The organism is Nitratireductor sp. J20-h4, from assembly GCF_056780505.1.
The window spans coordinates 49,059-67,064 of sequence record NZ_JBQUVI010000001.1; the positions used below are offsets into that span (position 1 = coordinate 49,059).

At 61.7% G+C, this 18,006-nt stretch carries 15 protein-coding genes; all 15 read right to left on the reverse strand.

Features of this window, described 5'->3' with window-relative positions:
- Positions 1–5: 5 nt before the first annotated feature.
- The gene (locus ACT2B0_RS21750; protein WP_375197948.1) at positions 6–797 is read right to left on the reverse strand and encodes an ABC transporter ATP-binding protein; all 792 of its coding nucleotides are present in this window, start codon (positions 795–797) and stop codon (positions 6–8) included.
- Between the two features lie 61 nt (positions 798–858).
- Positions 859–2,097: an ABC transporter substrate-binding protein gene (locus ACT2B0_RS21755; RefSeq protein ID WP_375197949.1), complete on the reverse strand. Its 1,239-nt coding sequence runs from the start codon at positions 2,095–2,097 to the stop codon at positions 859–861.
- A 35-nt stretch (positions 2,098–2,132) separates the two neighbouring features.
- A complete protein-coding gene (locus ACT2B0_RS21760) occupies positions 2,133–3,185 on the reverse strand; it encodes a branched-chain amino acid ABC transporter permease (RefSeq protein WP_375197950.1) in 1,053 nt (350 codons plus the stop codon).
- A 3-nt stretch (positions 3,186–3,188) separates the two neighbouring features.
- Positions 3,189–4,073 carry a branched-chain amino acid ABC transporter permease gene (locus ACT2B0_RS21765; protein WP_348195896.1) on the reverse strand — a complete coding sequence of 295 codons (885 nt, stop codon included), beginning with the start codon at positions 4,071–4,073 and terminating at the stop codon, positions 3,189–3,191.
- Positions 4,074–4,088: 15 nt separating this feature from the next.
- The gene (locus ACT2B0_RS21770; protein ID WP_348195895.1) at positions 4,089–6,086 is read right to left on the reverse strand and encodes an AMP-binding protein; all 1,998 of its coding nucleotides are present in this window, start codon (positions 6,084–6,086) and stop codon (positions 4,089–4,091) included.
- Between the two features lie 4 nt (positions 6,087–6,090).
- The gene (locus ACT2B0_RS21775; protein ID WP_473466447.1) at positions 6,091–6,870 is read right to left on the reverse strand and encodes an ABC transporter ATP-binding protein; all 780 of its coding nucleotides are present in this window, start codon (positions 6,868–6,870) and stop codon (positions 6,091–6,093) included.
- Between the two features lie 223 nt (positions 6,871–7,093).
- Positions 7,094–7,939 carry an HTD2 family dehydratase gene (locus ACT2B0_RS21780; protein ID WP_473466450.1) on the reverse strand — a complete coding sequence of 282 codons (846 nt, stop codon included), beginning with the start codon at positions 7,937–7,939 and terminating at the stop codon, positions 7,094–7,096.
- A 10-nt stretch (positions 7,940–7,949) separates the two neighbouring features.
- Positions 7,950–9,113 carry an acyl-CoA dehydrogenase family protein gene (locus ACT2B0_RS21785; RefSeq protein WP_473466453.1) on the reverse strand — a complete coding sequence of 388 codons (1,164 nt, stop codon included), beginning with the start codon at positions 9,111–9,113 and terminating at the stop codon, positions 7,950–7,952.
- A 3-nt stretch (positions 9,114–9,116) separates the two neighbouring features.
- The gene (locus ACT2B0_RS21790; RefSeq protein ID WP_473466455.1) at positions 9,117–9,911 is read right to left on the reverse strand and encodes a citryl-CoA lyase; all 795 of its coding nucleotides are present in this window, start codon (positions 9,909–9,911) and stop codon (positions 9,117–9,119) included.
- A complete protein-coding gene (locus tag ACT2B0_RS21795) occupies positions 9,911–10,825 on the reverse strand; it encodes an SDR family NAD(P)-dependent oxidoreductase (RefSeq protein WP_473466458.1) in 915 nt (304 codons plus the stop codon). Before ACT2B0_RS21795 ends, ACT2B0_RS21790 begins: the two co-directional genes overlap by 1 nt.
- Positions 10,826–10,837: 12 nt before the next feature.
- Positions 10,838–11,797, reverse strand: coding sequence for a hydroxymethylglutaryl-CoA lyase (locus ACT2B0_RS21800; protein ID WP_473466461.1), 960 nt, complete (start codon positions 11,795–11,797; stop codon positions 10,838–10,840).
- Between the two features lie 4 nt (positions 11,798–11,801).
- Positions 11,802–13,808 (reverse strand): acetyl/propionyl/methylcrotonyl-CoA carboxylase subunit alpha, encoded by a 2,007-nt coding sequence (locus tag ACT2B0_RS21805; protein ID WP_473466463.1) that lies wholly within the window; start codon positions 13,806–13,808, stop codon positions 11,802–11,804.
- 10 nt (positions 13,809–13,818) lie between these two features.
- Positions 13,819–15,426: an acyl-CoA carboxylase subunit beta gene (locus tag ACT2B0_RS21810; protein WP_473466465.1), complete on the reverse strand. Its 1,608-nt coding sequence runs from the start codon at positions 15,424–15,426 to the stop codon at positions 13,819–13,821.
- On the reverse strand, positions 15,423–16,814 hold the full coding sequence (locus ACT2B0_RS21815; protein WP_473466468.1) for a phenylacetate--CoA ligase family protein: 1,392 nt from the start codon (positions 16,812–16,814) through the stop codon (positions 15,423–15,425). Before ACT2B0_RS21815 ends, ACT2B0_RS21810 begins: the two co-directional genes overlap by 4 nt.
- A 26-nt stretch (positions 16,815–16,840) precedes the next feature.
- Positions 16,841–17,947, reverse strand: coding sequence for an acyl-CoA dehydrogenase family protein (locus tag ACT2B0_RS21820; RefSeq protein WP_481658491.1), 1,107 nt, complete (start codon positions 17,945–17,947; stop codon positions 16,841–16,843).
- Between the last annotated feature and the right edge of the window lie 59 nt (positions 17,948–18,006).

The window sequence follows — 18,006 nt, forward strand, 5'->3', positions numbered from 1 at the left end:
CCTTCCTACCCGAGCCAGCGCTTGCGGCGCCGATAGTGCTTGATGTCGCGATAGCTCTTCCGTTCACCTGAGGCGGAGACACCAAGATAGAACTCTTTGACGTCCTCGTTTTCTGCGAGTTTGTCTGCCGGGCCATCCAGAACGATGCGACCGTTTTCCATCACATAGGCATAGTCGGCGATCGACAGGGCCGCGGCGCTGTTCTGTTCGACCAGAAAGAAGGTCGTGCCTTGGGCCTTGAGCTGCTTGAGAACTTCGTAAACATCGCGGATCATCATCGGCGCCAATCCCAGCGACGGCTCGTCGATTACGATGATCCTAGGCCTCGCCATCATTGCCCGGCCGATCAGCAACAATTGCTGTTCGCCACCCGACATGAAGCCGGCGGTGCGACTGCGCAGGTCCGCAAGGCGCGGCATCAGGGAATAAACGTGATCCAGCCGGTGTTTCAATTCGGCCGCGTTGGGCGCCATATGCCCGCCCACGATCAGGTTTTGCTCGGAGGTCAGGTGACGCAACACGCGTCGGCCCTCCATCACGTGGATCAGTCCGTTCTTTACAACATCCGACGCTTCCAGATTCTGGACCGGCTTGCCGTTTAAGATGATCGATCCCGCCGAAACTTTCCCGTCTTCGGATTTCAGCGTCCCGGAAATGGCTTTAAGCGTTGTGCTTTTTCCCGCCCCGTTGCCCCCAAGCAGCGCGACGCATTGACCTTCGCGTACAGTGATGGAAACACCCTTGAGCGCCAAGATAACGTCGGAATAGATCACTTCTACGTTGTTGAGTTCCAGCATGGCCTTCGCGCCTGGGTTTCGGGACGGGAACGGGCGCCGCTTGTGCGGCGCCCGGTTCATCTCACCATTTTTGAACGACGGGAATGTCGACGCTCGTCGCTTCGATGACGATCTTGCCGTTTTTGACCGTGCCAATATTCACCTTGAGGCCTTCCAGCGGGAAGGGCGCATCAGGGGTAAAGGTTAGCGTCGGCAGGAAACCGTTCGTTTCCTCGGTGGTGATCGGCTTGGAAAAGAGCGCCTTGCGCACCGCTTCGCCGGTCAGACCTTCGGCGCCGTTTTCCTGGATCGCGTGCTCGATGACCGTGGCGACAAAGAGACCTTGAGAAATGCCCATGGCGGTCACCACGTTCCAGGGCGCTTTAAGCCCGTAGTCTGAGGTCAGGGTGTTATAGAACTGCCGGGCCGGGCTGTCCTCGTCGGCCGCAATCGCCATACCGTAGGCTTCGTAATCGCCTTCGAGCTGTTCGAGACCGCCCAGGGCCCCTCCGGAGGCCGGCAACCCGTTGTGCGAGCTCATCATGATCGGGACGTTGGCGCCGTTGGCCTGCAATCCGCGCTTAGCGGCCACGACGATCGAAGTGTTGGTCTGGATGACCAGCGCCTCGGCCCCTGAACGTGCGACGCGGCGCATCTGGGTTGTCAGATCGGTGGGCTGCACCTCGGTATAGATAACCTCGACGATGTCGATATCATCGGGATTCTGTTCGGCGTAAAGCTCGAGACCCTTCGCCATGTCCACATAGGCAGGAGAAGCTTCGGAGGCCAGGATCGCAACCTTGATCGGCTCGTCTCCGCCCCGCTGCTTGCGCAGCCAGGACAGAAATCCTGCGCTCTCATGCGAATAGGTCGGGCGCGGATTGAAAATCCAGGAATCGGGCTTCCAGGCAAAGCCATAAGCGGCCGTGGACATGAACATGGGGATCTTGTCTTCCGGCAGCCGCTCAGACAGAGCGGCGACATCGGGCCCGCCCAAACCAACAACCGCTATCGGATTCAGTTCCGATTTGATGCCGGGCCACAGGCTTGCAACCTGTGCTGCATCGTAGCGGGTTTCATAGTTCTTGAAGTTCAGCGTGACCCCAAGTTCCTTGCCGCGTGTCTCATTCCACCAGTTGAACACGGTCTCGCGGCCGCTTGCCAGAACAGGCATGATATCGGCATAGGGACCCGAGAAGTCCGACAACAGGGCAAGGTTATAGCTCGTTTCGGCTTGCACCTTCGCAGGCACGACGGTTGCGAAGGCGATAGCGCTCACTGCCAACAGACTACGAAGGCCTGAATGTGTTTTGTAGGTCATTTTGCTTCCTCTTTGGTTGCTGGCCGCCCGATCCGTCAATAAGGGAACGGCCAGATGCGATAAGATGACTTCAGGATGTTCCAGCGATGCATCAGCCCTTTCGGTTCGAGAATCATGAATAAAGCGATCACGCCGCCGAGAATTACATTCATGCCGGCGAACACGATGTCGCCGCCCACGAAAGGCACTGACTCGGCGATGTTGGGGCCAACCGTCGCGATAATTTCCTGAATGATGCGAATGACGAAAACACCGATCAACGCCCCCACGATCGACCCCATCCCTCCGACAATGATCATCGCTACGAAGAAGATGGAATGGAACAGCGTGAACTGATCGACCCCGACAAAGCGGATCATATAGGCCCAAAGCGCCCCACCCACGCCGGCGTAGAAAGCACCGATCAGAAAGGCGTTGGCCTTGGTGGCCGCGACGTTGATCCCCATGATACCCGCAGCCACGTCATCGTCCCGGACCGCGACGAAGGCACGGCCGAACCGGGACCGGACGATCCCGAATGCGCCCGCAATCATGATCGCGGCAACAGCGAAACTCAGATAGAACTGCGCGGTCTCGCTGACGAAGCGCAGGCCGAAAAGTTCCGCAGGCGGCACAGTGATACCGTTTGATCCACCCATCCAGGTCGACGGCAGATTCAAGACCGCGAAATGAAAGATGAACTGTGCCGCGATCGTCGTCAGGGCAAGATAGAAACCCTTGATCCGGGCCGCGGTCAGTCCGAAGAGAAAGCCGAATACCGCGGCTGCGGTTCCCGCCAGGGGAATGACCAACAGGAATGTAAGCCCGGTTTTGGAGGCCAGTATCGAGGCGGTATAGGCTCCGACACCCATGAATGCCGCTTGGCCCAGATTGATCTGGCCGGCATAACCCGTGCATATCTGAAGTCCCACGGCGATGACCGCGCTGATCAGCATCATGTTCAGGACTGCGATGATGCGCGCGCCCACTAGATAGGGAGCCGCCAGCATGAGAGCGAGGAACAGGACGAGGGCAAGTGCCTGCCAGCGCGTGCGTATGAGGCGTCTGTCGGCTTGATAGCTTGTCGGGAAGATGCCTGAAGGATCCATGGCTTATACCCGCTCGATGGTGCGCCAACCGAACAGGCCGGTGGGACGGATCAGCAGAATGGCAAGCATGATGATATAGGGCACGACACTGCCCAGGGAGCCGCCGATAACTGGGTCGAGGTAGTTTGTTGTCAGGCTCTGGACGATGCCGATGATGACCCCGGCCAAAATCAGCCCTCCGATCGATTCCAGCCCGGCGAACAGCGCCACGGGCAGCGCGGCAAATCCGATATCGGAGGCCAGGAAGGTCAGGGATTTGCCGCTGAGAAAGATCATCGCGCCAACCGTGGACAGTATTGCGCCGAGAACCCAGGCGAAGGCGATCGAACTCTTCACGGAGATCCCCATTGAAGACGCAACGACATGATCTTCGGCCACCGCTGTCATCCGCAGCCCGGGTCGGGTCCGGTTGAAGAACCACGACAGACCGGCGGCCGCGACAATGGTGATGATTCCACCAATCAGCAGGTTCAACGGAATCAGCATGTCCCCAAGGAAGAGGGGTTTCAGCGGGAAGATTACCGGGAAGGGCCGAACCGCGGGGCCGAACAGCAGCAGAACAAACCCGCGAAGCAAAATCAGCAGGCCGACTGTCACCATGACCATCGAAAAGACCGATTCACCGATCAGTTTTGTCAGAAATATCCGCTCGATCAGGTATCCTACAAAACCTGCGAGAAGCAGCGACAGCGGTATCGACAGCCAAAGGCTCAATCCGGCCTGCAAGGTGGTGAACCAGACGATGAAGCCGCCGATGATCACCAGTTCGCCCTGAGCGAAATTGAAAACCTTGCTGGCGCGGTAGATCACGACAAAGCCCATGGCCACCAGCGCGTATAGCAGGCCGATCAATGCCCCGGTTATGATGTCATTGACGAAGTAGACCACTGTTGCCGACCTCCCTTATGTTTCCGACTGCCGGTTGACAGTCTTTGATATGCTCTCGACATCCAACACGAGAACCTTGGCCTCAAGCGTGCCCTGGCGGCCGTCCTGATAGGTCACGGCGATCTTGAGATCGGCCTTGTCGGCACCACTATAGATAGCCGCGACAAGGTCCGCATATCGCTCTTCCAGAAATCCGCGCCGAAGTTTCCGGCTCCGGGTCAGTTCACCTTCGTCCGGGTCGAGTTCTTTCGGAAAATTCGCAAACCGCGCAACGTGTGAACCTTCCGGCAGCAAGGCGTTAATGCGCGTAATCTCGCCCTTTATGAGATCCAGAATCTCGGGCTTTTGCGACAGATCGGTATAGGTCGAGAAGCTGATATTGTTCTCTTCCGCCCAGCGGCTGAGGACTTCCATGTCGATATTGATCAGCGCGCCGACGAAGTCACGGGATTCGTCACCCAATGTCATTAAATCTTTGATGAAGGGGCTGTAGCGCAACCGCGTTTCAATGAACTGCGGCGGATAGCTGTGACCGTTTGCCAGGCGGCGCATGTCTTTCACCCGGTCATAAAACAAGAGCTCTCCATCGTCGGTCATCGAGACCGCGTCGCCGGTGGCATACCAGCCGTCTTCGGTCTGCGCCTCGGCCGTCTTGTCCGGTTTGCCGAAATATCCGCCAAAGCCCGACCCGCCGCGCACCTGCAATTCGCCCTCAGGGGAGATCCGGAATTCGAGCGGATCGCCATAGGCGGGATTGGTCTGCATCCAGCAGCCGCTGGTTTCCAGCTGATAGCTTTCGCCCATATGCGCGGTCATCAGCCCGACCTCGGTCGCGCCATAGACGTTGCGCAGCTTGACGCCCATCGCGTGGAACATGCGGAACACGTCCGGAGCCATCAGTGCGCCGCCGCTCATGGCGTTCCGGGCCTTTCCCAGGCCGAGATTGTCGCGCAGGTGGTGCAACACCAGAGCCTCGGCAAAGGGCAGTTGAAGCCGCGCGGCAAGCCTTGGCGTCCGGCCTTCCAGGCGTTCGACATAGACGCCGCGGCCGACCTTCATCCCCCAGTTGTACAGCGCCCGGCGTATCGGACCGGCGCCCAGCATCCGCGCCTGCACGATCGAGGCGAGGTTCTCCCACTGGCGCGGACTGAAAACCAGCGCGTCCACCGCTAATTCGCGGATATTGGCGAGCACGTCTTCGGGACCTTCGGGGAAATTCACCACCATCGGGCCGATCAGGCCGATGGACAGGCCAAAGATCTGCTCGGTCACCCAAGCGGGGGAGATGTAGGTCAGGTATTCCGTCCCCGGGGTGATGTCGATCGCACCCATCACCCGCGACGTGTTGTCGAACAGGTAGCGGTGGGTGATGATCACACCCTTCGGCTTGCCGGTGGTGCCGGAGGTATAGGACAGAACCGCGATGTCGCCGGCCTTGCCGCGCCGCACATGATCTTCGAACCTTTCTGGGTCCTTGGCGTGGACATGCCTCCCGGTCTGGCTGACCCTCTCGAACGAGCGCAGCATGGGGTGATCGTAGTTCCACAGCCCGGAATCATCCCAATAGACGATCCCAAGCACCCCCTCGACCCGGTCGACGATCTCCAGGCATTTGTCGACCTGTTCCTGATCCTGCGCCAAAAAGACACGGGTGCGAGAATCCTGCGCCAGATAGAGGATCTCTTCGGTTGTCTGGTCGGGATAGACCGACAGGACCTTGCCGCCCAAAGACTGAACCGCGTATTCGGCCCAGAAATGTTCGGGTTCGTTCTCGCCGATCAGCATCACCGAGTCGCCGGCCGAAAGACCCATCTCCTCCAGACCAAGCGCCAGCGCCCGGACGCATTCCAGCACATCGGCCCAGGTGAACTCGCGCCAAATGCCCAGCCGCTTGTGACGCTGGGCCAAGGCATCGGGGGCGGAGCCCGCCCGTGCCAACAGGACCTGCGGCAGGGTTTCGCTTTGCGTGACGGCGGGGTCGGTGAAGGTTTTGGCAGATTGCTGCGTGACCATGAGACTATCCCAGATAAGCTTTGATCACGGCCGGGTTCTTCTGGATTTCCGCCGGCGTGCCCTCGGCGATGACCCGCCCGAAATCCAGCACCACCACGCGGTCGGCAAGATCCATCACCACGCTCATGTCATGTTCGACAAGGACCACCGGGATCTTGCGCGCCTCGCGCACGTCCAGGATGAACCGGGCAAGGTCCTCTTTCTCCTCCGAATTCATCCCGGCCATGGGTTCGTCCATCATCAGGATCGACGGCTCTTGCGCCAAGGCGCGGCCCAGATCGACCCGTTTGCGCAGGCCATAGCCCAGCGTGCCCACAGGCTTGTTGCGGATCGCCTCGATTTCCAGAAAGTCGATGATCTCCTCGGCAGCCTTGCGGTGCTCGGCCTCTTCGCGCATCACCGGGCCAAAGTGGAAAAAGGCCTGAACAACGTTCGAATTCATCAGGGTGTGCCGGCCGATCATGATGTTTTCGATCACGGTCTGCCCGGCGAAAAGATGGGTGCCCTGAAAGGTTCGCGCCAGACCGCTGCGCGCGATCTGGTCGACCCGCAGCTCCGTCACGTCCTTTCCCGACAGTTCCACATGCCCCTGCTGGGGGCGGTAGAACCCGGCGGTCACGTTCAGAAGAGAGGTCTTGCCGGCGCCGTTCGGCCCGATGATCGCAAGCAGTTCGCCGTCGTTGACGGTGACCGAAACATCGTCAAGCGCGATCACCCCGCCGAATTTGAGCGTCGCGCCGCGCACCGCAAGCGGTGCCGCACTGGTTTCCGCCGCGGCGCTCATGACATGGTTCCGCAGAAGCTGCGACACACACTGCGCGGCTGCAGTTCAACACAGGTTGCCGCCGCAGAAACAGCGAGACGACTCTTTGGCAATGTTCTCCTCCCGGCTCCGTTTTTGTATCGGGCCATCAAGTCCGTTTTTGCGAACTCTGTTAGTATATTTCTAACGTACGTTAGAAATATGAGTCAATATGAAACGCCGCGTGACCGACGTTGCCGTTGCGTCATTTTCCGGCGTAGTTCGCGATGAAACTGCGCAATCCGGTCTGGTCCTGACACCAGACCGCGCCTTCGCCGCCATCGTCCCTGCAATGCAGATGCAACCTGCAGGGAAGAGTGACCGGCGCGGCCCCACGGAACGAAAACCGCCCCGGCGTATGCCCCAGCGCATCGGCCGCGATATTCAGGAGTAGGGTCGCCTGCAACGGTCCGTGAACCACCAGGCCCGGATAAGCCTCGGTTCGGGTCGTGTAGACATGGTCATAATGGATACGATGCGCATTGAACGTCAGCGCGGAATACCGGAACAGAAGCGTGGGATCCGGAGTGACCACGGATTTCAGCGTGTTCGGTTCCGTTTCGTCGGGCGCTGCGTGTGCCGGCGCGGTCCGGGGGGGCGTGACATCCTTGTATACGATGTCCTGGCGTTCCGAGATGCAGACCTGGCCGCGGCAGGTATATTCGTGCCGCACGGTGACGAACACCAGTTCTCCGCTGCGGCCCTGTTTCGCGGCGATGTCTTCGACCACCGAATGCCGAGTGACGGTTTCGCCAACCGAGAGCGGGGCGATATGGGTCACGTCACCTCCTGCCCACATCCGCGAGGGCAGGGGGACCGGCGGCAGAAAGGCACCCTTCTTGGTGTGCCCGTCAACGGCCAGGGCGTCGGACGGCACCGCCTCTAGCGCCAGGCACCAGTGAATCCCCAGCGGGGCCGCGCCCGCCCGGTCGCAAAGATGTGTGCCAAGAGTGGCGCGGAACCGTTCGATCAGCCCCGGGGTCAGGATGTCGTCCTTGGTGTCGGTGCGCCCCAGCCAGGGCTTGAGTGTGCCAAGATCGGTTTTGCTCATGGTCCCCGCCTCAGAAGGATCGCGGCATACCCAGGATATGCTCGCCGACATAGGACAGGATCAGGTTGGTCGAAATCGGGGCCACCTGATACAGCCGGGCCTCGCGGAACTTTCGCTCCACATCATATTCCCGCGCGAAACCAAAGCCGCCATGGGTCTGGATGCAGGCATTGGCCGCTTCCCAGCTGGCCTCCGAGGCCAGCAGCTTGGCCATATTCGCCTGCGCCCCGCAATCCAGCCCGGCATCGAACCGTCTGCAGGCCTCAAAGCGCATCAGGTTGGCGGCCTCGATGTTCACATAGGATCTGGCGATGGGAAACTGCACGCCCTGGTTCTGGCCGATGGGACGGTCAAAGACCACGCGGTCGCCGGCATAGACGCGGGCCTTGTCCACGAACCAATAGCCATCGCCGATGCATTCCGCCGCAATAAGGGTCCGTTCGGCATTCAGCCCGTCAAGAATGTGGTAAAACCCGCGCCCCTCGGTGCCGATTAGGTTCTCGGCGGGGATTTCTAGGTTGTCGAAGAACACCTCATTCGTTTCGTGGCCGGGCATATTGGCGATGGGGCGGACCTCCATGCCTTTGCCGATGGCCTCTCTCAGATCGACCATAAAGATCGACAGGCCCTGCGACCTTTTCTTGACCTCGTTCAGCGGCGTGGTGCGTGCCAGCAGGATCATCAGGTCGGAATGCTGGATGCGGCTGATCCAGACCTTCTGGCCGTTGATCACATAGTGGTCACCCTTTTTGACCGCCGTGGTCTTCAGTTTGGTGGTATCGGTCCCGGTGGTCGGCTCGGTCACGGCCATGGATTGCAAGCGCAACGCGCCGCTGGCGATGCCGGGCAGGTATTTCTGCTTCTGCTCCTCCGAACCGTGTCTGAGAAGCGTGCCCATATTGTACATTTGCCCGTGACAATGGCCCGCATTGCCGCCGCAGCGGTTCACCTCTTCCATAATGATCGAGGCCTCGGTCAGCCCCAGACCCGAACCGCCGTATTCCTCGGGGATCATCGCGGCCAGCCACCCCTCGCGGGTCAGCGCATCGACAAACTCCTCGGGGTAGGTTTCGTTTTCGCCGAACTTGCGATGATATTCTGGCGGAAACTGCGCGCAGAGTGCGCGCAAGGCGTCGCGCAGATCGGTGTGAGTGTCTGGGGCTGACGTCTGCATTGGTTACTTCGCTCCCGGACCCGACGTTTCAAGAATTTCCTGCTCGGCACGCTGCCAAAGCTCGTAGGAAATCGGGTTTTCGCTCTCTTCGAGGATGTGACCGACCAGACCGATCGCCCTCGCCATCACGCCAAAGCCGCGCACGATCTTCCACGGGAAGCCGAATTCGCAGCAGATCGCGCCGATCGCGCCGGTGGCGTTGATCGGCAGCATCTTGCCCGATTTCTCCTCGGCCACGGCTTGAATCTTCTGGATCAGCGCGATGTACTCGCCCGACTTGCCGTTCTCGGCCGCGATCTGGAACAGACGCGGCGCGCGCGGGTCGACGGGCTTGTGGACCGGATGGCCCAGACCCGGCACGATGGCCTTCCTGGCACGGAACTTCTCGACGGTCTCGACGGCGATCGCGTCCAGATCGGCGCCGGTGCCCAGCTTGTCCTGGGGCAGCGCCTCGTAGAGCATCTTCGACGCGCCTTCCATCGAGCCGACAAAGACTGTGCCCAATCCGCACAGCCCGGCCGCAACGGCGGCCTGAAGCGATTCCGGCGCGCCCATATAGGTCATCCGCGCGGCCAGGGCAGAGGGCGTGATGCCATGTTCCACCAGCGTGATGACGATGGCGTTGAAGACCCGGCTTTCTTCGGGCGTGGCCTTGCGGCCCGTCAGTTGCAGAAACGCCAGATCGCCGAGGTTCATGTGGCCGAGGATTTCGTTGGGCAGGTCGAGCCCGCGCACGTTGATCTGGTCGGGCGTGCTCCAGCCGATTTTCGAGCTGATCTTTTCCTTGCGTTTTCCCATCAGACCGGATCCCACGAAAAAACATCCGCCGAAACCTCGAGCGGCGTGAATTGCGATTTGAGCGCGGGAATGGCGCGCTCGGCGATTTCATCGGCGGTCCAGCCATCACTGGAATGGACCGACCGCACCGGGCGGGGCTGGTTGAACAGGAAGATCTCGTTCTTGCGCACCGCGAAGATCTGTCCCGTGACGTCGACGGAGCGGTCGCTCATCAGGAAACAGGCCATCGGCGCGACCTTGGCCGGGGTCATTTCCTTGATCTTCTCGACGCGCGCCTTCTGTTCGGGCGTGTCGGTCTTGATCGACGAGATCATCCGGCTCCAGGCGAAGGGAGCGATACAGTTCGACCGCACGTTCCAGCGCTTGAGGTCCAGCGCGACCGACTTGGAGAAGGCCGCGATACCGAGCTTGGCGGCGGCGTAGTTCGCCTGGGCGTAATTGCCGATCAGACCCGAGGTCGAGGTCATGTGCACCAGCGCGCCGCTTTCCTGTCCGCGGAAATAATCGGCCGCCGCGCGGCTGGTGTTGAAAGAGCCGTAAAGATGGACCTTCACCACCGCGTCGAAATCCTCATAGGTCATCTTGTGAAAGAACCCGTCGCGCAGGATGCCGGCGTTGTTCACCACCGCGTCGATGCGGCCGAATTCCTTGACCCCGGCTTCGATCATCGCGCGCGCGGCGTCGGGATCGGTGACGTTGCCGCCATCGGCGATCGCGTCGCCGCCTGCGGCCTTGATTTCCTCTACGACCTTCTGGGCCGCGGTCTCGGTCTGGCCGGTGCCCTTCAGCGACGCGCCCAGATCGTTCACTACCACCGCGGCGCCTTCCGCCGCCGCCATTAGGGCGATGTCGCGTCCGATGCCGCCGCCGGCGCCGGTGACAAGGACCACCTTTCCGTCAAGTGCCTTCGCCATCTTCGTCCTCCCTCAGCTTGCCTTGCGGTAATTGTCGAGACCGCCTGAATGCATGACCCGGCCCATTAGTGGTGCGCCGATGATCTCTTCGGCCTTGACGGCCGCTGCGATCAGCTTGTCCAGGTCGATGCCCGTCTCGATGCCCATTTCGTGGCACAGGAACACCGCGTCCTCGGTGCAGACATTGCCGGCGGCCCGCGCATGGCCGTGGCCCGCGAAGGGACAGCCGCCAAGCCCGGCGACCGAGCTTTCGAACATGTCCACGCCCATCGACAGGGCGGCATAGACGTTGGCGATGCCAAGGCCACGGGTGTCGTGGATGTGCATGCCAATGCGGGCCTCGGGCGCCATTTCGCGCAACGCGCCGATCATGCGCTTGACCGCCTCGGGGTTTCCCCAGCCCATGGTGTCGGCGATCACGAGGATCGGCACGGGGATGTCCTCTTCCTCGCACAGATCAAGGATAAAGCGGAAATCCTCCAGAATGCGTTCCTGCGGGATCGGGCCTTCGTAGTTGCAGCCGAAGGCGGTCATCACATAGGCCGCGTCGACGGCATAGCCCTCTTCCTTGTAAAGGTGCACCCAGTCGCGCTGCCGCTCGCGCATTATGGCGGAGGAGCAGTTGTTGTTGGCTTGCGCGAAGGCTTCGGAGGGGTAGAACAGCAGGCGCGGGTCGATATCGACCTCATGCGCCGTCAGGGCCTTGCGAAACCCCTTGTCGTTCAACCAGAGCGAGGTGTAGTTCACGCCCGGCTTGCGCTTGATGCGCTGGAACAGCTCGCCCGTATCGGCCATCTGGGGCACGAATTCGGGGCTGACGAAACTGCCCACCTGGATACGCTTCAGCCCTGTCTCGCTGAGCATGTCGATCAGTTCGATCCGCTGTTCGATCGGATAAATCTTCTTTTCGATCTGGAAACCCTCGCGCGGGCCTTCCTCGCGGAATTCAACGAATTTGGGAAAGTCGCTCATGCGGTCACTCCTCGGGTGGCAGGATCTCGGCGATGACCTGGCCGCGGTCGACCATGTCCCCATTCGAGACGGTGATGTTGTTGGCCGTACCGGCAGCCGCGGCGCGAATCGAGATCTCGAGTTTCATGGACTCCATGACGGCGATGACATCGCCCTCGGCCACGATCTGGCCGTTGGTGACCTTGACCTCGACGATCATGCCGGTCAGCGGCGAGGTTACGGCGCGATCCGCGGCCGCGTCGCCGCCGGCAAAGTCGAGCGGCGCGGCGGGGTGGAAAACCAGCCGTCCCTCGGGCGTATCCAGCTCGATTACGCCGGCATGGAGCCGCGCTTCGATCAGGTGGACGGTGTCGCCTTCGCTCAGCCGCCAGCGGCCCGGCGTGATTTCACGTGCCGACAGTGTCAGCGCCTCGCCGTTTTCCGAATAGACGGTGAATCTGGCACCCGGTTTGACAGGACCGACGCGCAATTCCTCGGACTTGTCGTCAGAATCGGTCAACGTCACACGCTGCCCCGCCTCCAGCGCGTCGCCGCCCAGGCCCAGCCGCCAGCCGGTGAAGGTATCGCGGTTGGTCCAGGGCTCGGCCGCCGTGTCGCGCCGCCCCGCGGCCACGAACAGCACCGCCGCCGCCGCTTTCCACAGCACGGGGCGGGCCAGCGCGGGCGGTTGCGTTAGCTGATCTATGCGGCCGTCGATCCAGCGGGTATGCACCTGCATCCGTTCGAATTCCGGGTTCCGCGCCAGCGCCGTCAGAAAGGCGCGATTGGTCTCGACGCCTTCGACGGCGACATGATCAAGCGCCGTGGCTAGACGCGCCAACGCGGTTTCCCGGTCGGGCGCGTGGACGATCAGCTTGGCGATCATCGGGTCGTAATAGGGTGTGACCGCATCGCCTTCCTCGACACCGCTGTCGATCCGCAGGCCCGATGGCAGGCTGAGCGTGGTGAGCGTGCCGGTCGACGGGGCGAATTGCATCGCCGGGTCTTCGGCGTAAAGCCGCGCCTCGACCGCGTGTCCGTTGATCTTGAGGTCATCCTGCGCCAGGCCCAGGCCCGCGCCTTCGGCGATGCGCAGGTGAAGCGCGACAAGGTCCAGCCCGGTGATCGCTTCGGTGACAGGGTGTTCCACCTGAATGCGCGGATTTACCTCAAGGAAGAAATACTCGTCCCCCGCGACCAGAAATTCCACCGTGCCGAGGCCGCGATAGTCCAGCGTTTCGCCCAGACGCACCGCGTCATGGGCGATCTCGTCCAGAAGCGTGCGCGGCAGACCCCAAGCGGGCGCTTCCTCGATGACCTTCTGGTGGCGGCGCTGAAGCGTGCAGTCGCGTTCGAACAGGTGCACCACGTGGCCCTTGCCGTCGCCGGCGATCTGCACTTCGACATGGCGCGCCTCGGGCAGGAAACGCTCCAACAGCAGCCCTTCGGAACCGAAGGTGGATTTCGCCTCGCGCAGCGCGCCCTGGATATCCTCCATCAGCGTGATTTCGTCGGTGACCAGCCGTTGTCCGCGCCCGCCTCCGCCGCCGACAGCCTTGAGCAGCACCGGCAGGCCCATCTGGCGCACCTCCTCGGCAATCTGCTCGGGATCGGACCGCGCGCCTTGCGCGCCCGAAATCACCGGGACGCCGGCAGCCACGGCGACCTCTTTGGCGCTGGCCTTGTCGCCGAAACGCTCCAGCGTCTCCGGCGTCGGCCCCATGAAGATCATGCCGGCGGCTTCGACCGCGCGGGCGAAATCGGGGTTTTCGGCCAGAAAGCCGTAACCGGGATGGATCGCATCCGCGCCCACCGATTGCGCGGCGGCAATCACCGCGTCGATTTTCAGATAGCTCTCGGATGCAGGACCGGCGCCGATACAGACAGATTTGCCAATCTCGCGCACATGCAGGGCATTGGCGTCGGCCTGCGAATGCACGCCGACAGGGGTGATCCCGCTGGCCCGCGCGGTGCGCGCGATCCGGCAGGCAATTTCGCCGCGGTTGGCGATGAGAAGCGTTTTGATCTTCATGGTTCGCTCCTCACATCCTGAACACGCCGAAATTGGTCTCGGCCTTGGGTCTGCGCGATGTCACATCCAGCATCAGCGCCATGACGTCACGGGTCTCGCAAGGCTCGATCACGCTGTCGATCCAGAGGTTGGAGGCGAAATTATAGGCCCCCTGGAAATCCTCGTACTCCTTGCGGATCGGCGCCTTGAACGCTTCCTCCTCCTCGGGGGTCCAGCTCTTGCCCTCGCGCTCGTGGATCTGGGCGCGGACCTGCGCCAGCACGCTGGCGGCCTGTTCCGGCCCCATGATCGCGGACCGTCCGGTCGGCCAGGCGAACATCGCGTCCGGCTGGAACGGGCGCCCGAGCATCGCCAGATAGCCCGCACCGTAGGAACCGCCGGTGATGATGGTGAATTTCGGCACCCGCGCCGAGGACATGGCGGTGATCATCTTGGCACCAGCCTTGGCGATGCCCATCTGCTCGACCTCGCGGCCGACCATAAAGCCGTTCACGTCGGCCAGAAACAGCAGCGGAATGTCGCGCTGCACGCTAAGATTGATGAAATGCGTGGCCTTCAACGCGGCTTCGACGAACAACACGCCGGTATTGGCGAGAATGCCTACTTCGTGCCCATGAATACGGCCCCAGCCGGTCATGATCGTATCGCCATAAAGCGGCTTGAACTCGTGGAAATCGCTGTCATCCACCAGCCGCGCGACGATCTCGCGGTTGTCGGTCGGCACCTTGGGGTCGCGGCTGACGATGCCGTAGATTTCCTCGACCGGATAGGCCGGCGGGCGCGGCGTCTCGGGCGTCTTGCGGGGCAGGGGCTTTTCGCCCAGATGGCTGACGATCTCGCGCGTGATGGCCAGCGCGTGGGCGTCATCCTCGGCCAGGTGGTCGGTCACGCCCGACACTGACGAATGCATCTTGCCGCCGCCCAGTTCTTCGGCATCCACCTTCTCACCGGTTGCGGCAAAGGTCAGCTCCGGCCCGCCCAGATACATGAAGCCCTGGCCGCGCACGATTACCACCTCGTCGCAGAGCGCCGGGATATAGGCACCGCCAGCGGTACAAGGCCCCATGACCACGGCGATCTGCGGCACCCCATCACCGGACATGCCGATCTGTTGGTGAAAGATCGACCCAAACTGCCCTTCGTCGGGGAAGATGTTTTCCTGATCGGGAAGGAATGCACCGCCGGAATCCACCAGCGTGATGACCGGAAGCCGGTTCTTCCAGGCTATCTTCTGGGCGCGCACATGCTTGCGCGAGGTCATGCCGAAATAGGTGCCGCCCTTCACAGTGGCGTCATTGGCGATGATCATGCACTGGCGGCCCTCGATCACGCCGATACCGGTGATGATACCCGCGCCCGGTGGCACGCCATCGTATTTTTTCAGTCCGGCCAGCTCGCCGATCTCGAGGAAGGGCGTGCCGGGGTCGATCAGGCGCTCGATGCGTTCGCGCGGCAGGATCTTGCCCTTTTTTACATGCCGTTCGCGCGCCTTTTCGGGGCCGCCGACGCGTTGCAGAAGCCGAAGCGCATGCAGTTCTTCGACCTTCTCGCGATAGCGCGCGTCGTTTTTCCGGAAGTCGTCGGACCCGGTATCGAGTAGGGATTTCATTCGTGTCATGGCAGGTCTGGGTATTTCCTGAGAACAAAGGCAACCTTGGCGGCGCCGGGTTTTTCGAAAGTGTCGGCCGCAACCAGGTGAACGTCGGCCTTGAAGACCAAAGAGTCGCGCAGCCGCTGCTCGATTTTCTTTTTGAGGGTGGCGTCGTCGGCCGGATCGCGGCCGGGGCCGCGTTCGACAATCACCGTCAGCGCGCCCTGCGTTGTGTGGCCTTCGAAATCGGCCACGATACGCATGACGCCATTGGTCTCCGGCACCATTTCGGTGATGACGCTGTTGATGGCCGATGGAAAGACATTGGCCCCGCGCACGATCAGCATGTCGTCGGTGCGGCCGGTGCAGCGGATCTTCGGCCCGGTGCGGCCACAGGTGCATTCGGTGTCGATGACTTCGATATAATCGCCAGACCGGAACCGCACCAGCGGGCTCGCCTGTCGGCCGATGGCGGTATAGATCATCTCGCCTTCGGCCCCCTTTTTCCAAGGGATGATCTCGCCGCTGTCAGGGTCGAGCAATTCGGTGATGATATAGTCCATGTTGACCATATGCATGCCCGACTGCTCCTCGCATTCGGCCCAGTAGGTCACGCCCAGATCGGTGCCGCCCAGCATCTCGGTGCATTTCGCACCCCAGGCGGCCTCGATCTTGGCGCGGATTGCGGGAATGCCGCCGCCGGGCTCTCCGCCGACGATCACATGTTCGACCCCCAGTTCGCTGGCCTTGCACCCCAGCACCTCGGGCGCCTTTTCCGCCAGGTGCAGAACGAAATTCGGCGCGCCCACGATACAGCGCGGGCGCGTGTCGGCGCAGGCGCGCAACAGGCGGTCCGCACCGCCATCCGCCCCCACCGGCACATCGATCGCGCCCATGTACTGCAACCCCTGCATCACCGGGATACCGCCGACAAAGCCCTTGGCCAGCGAAAACGCATGCAGCACCATGTCGCCGGGCCGAACGCCGTTGGCAAAGAAACAGCGCGCTGTCATCTCGTGCCACATCTCGGCGTCGGATTCGGTCAGGGCCACATATGAAGGGCTGCCTGTGGTGCCCGACGAGGCCTGCATCTGGATGATCTCCGACATGGGCGCGGCACGATGCTTGCCAAAGGGCGGCTCGGCGGACAGGCTCTCGCGGATCTCGGTCTTGTAGGTATAGGGCAGCTTCCGCAGGTCATCTATGGTGCGGATATCGTCGAATTCCACACCGGCTGCGGCGAACTTTTCCTGATAGAAGGTCGAGTTCGCCATGAGATAGGCCATCTGCTCGCGCAGCCGCTCTTCCTGAATGCGACGGACCTCGTCGAGCGGCTTGCCCTCGATCTCGTGCCAGAAACGATCATTCAACTTGTTGGCTGCATCTTGCCGCCTGAAGCGCGTTCCAAATTGCATATCGTCCTCCGTGACGGGCAGCGCGATCAATAAGACCGCGGCATGCCCATGACCTTTTCACCGATGAAGCTGAGACACAGTTCGCGGTTCACCGGCGCCGTGCGCAGCAGACGCACCAGCGGGTACATCTCGTAGAGCCCCGTGTCTTCGGTGAAACCCGATCCGCCATGCGCCTGAAGCGCGGCATCCACCGCTTCGATCCCGGCCTCGGCGGCGGCGTATTTCGCCATGTTCGACGAGGCCCCTGCGGGCAGCTTGTTGTCAAACTCCCATGCCGCGCGGCGGGTCATCAGGCTGGCCATCTCGACCGCTGTATGCGCCTTGGCCATCGGGTGCTGCACCCCTTGGTGCGCGCCGATTGGTTGACCGAAGACATTGCGCTCGGACGCGTAGTTCACCCCCTTGTTCAGGGCGAAGCGACCGATGCCGCAGCACAGGGCGGCCAGGATGATGCGTTCGGGGTTGAGGCTGTCGAACAGGATCGAGAAGCCCTCGTCGATCTCGCCGACCACATCCTCCGGGCCCAGGTCCACATCGTCGAAGAACAGCGTCCACTGTTCTTCGGGCAGGGGGATCGAGATCTTCACCCGCTGCTTTTCGACACCTTTTTTCTTCAGATCCACGGCGAACAGGGTAAAGCCGTCGGTCTTGCGACTGACCTCGGTATGCGGCTTGGTCCGCGCCACCACGAGGCAGTAGTCGGCCACTTCGGCCCCGGTGATAAAGGTCTTCTCACCCGACAGGCTGAACCGGTTGCCCCGGCGCTTGGCCAGCGTGGTGGCCTTCATCGTGTTCGACCCGGCCCCCGGTTCGGTGATCGCGAAACAGAACTGGATATCGCCGCGGCAGGCCGCCGGCAGCAGCTCTTTCTTGTGGAATTCGCTCCCGTGGCTGGCGATATGGGCCAGCGACATGGTCGGCCCGACCACCATCATCAGAAGCGGAATGCCGTGGTTCGCGGTGCCCTCCATGAACAAGGCCATTTCGGTCATGCCAAGGCCCGCGCCGCCGTATTCCTCGGGCACCATGATGCCCAGGAAGCCGTCATCGGCAATCTGCTTGAACATCTCCTGCGGGAACTCGTGCCTGCGCGCGTGGTCCAGCCAAAAGGCATTGTCGTATTTCTGCGCCAACTGGCCGCCGTATTCGTAAATCTGGCGCTGTTCGTCGTTTAAAGTGAAGTCCATAGTTT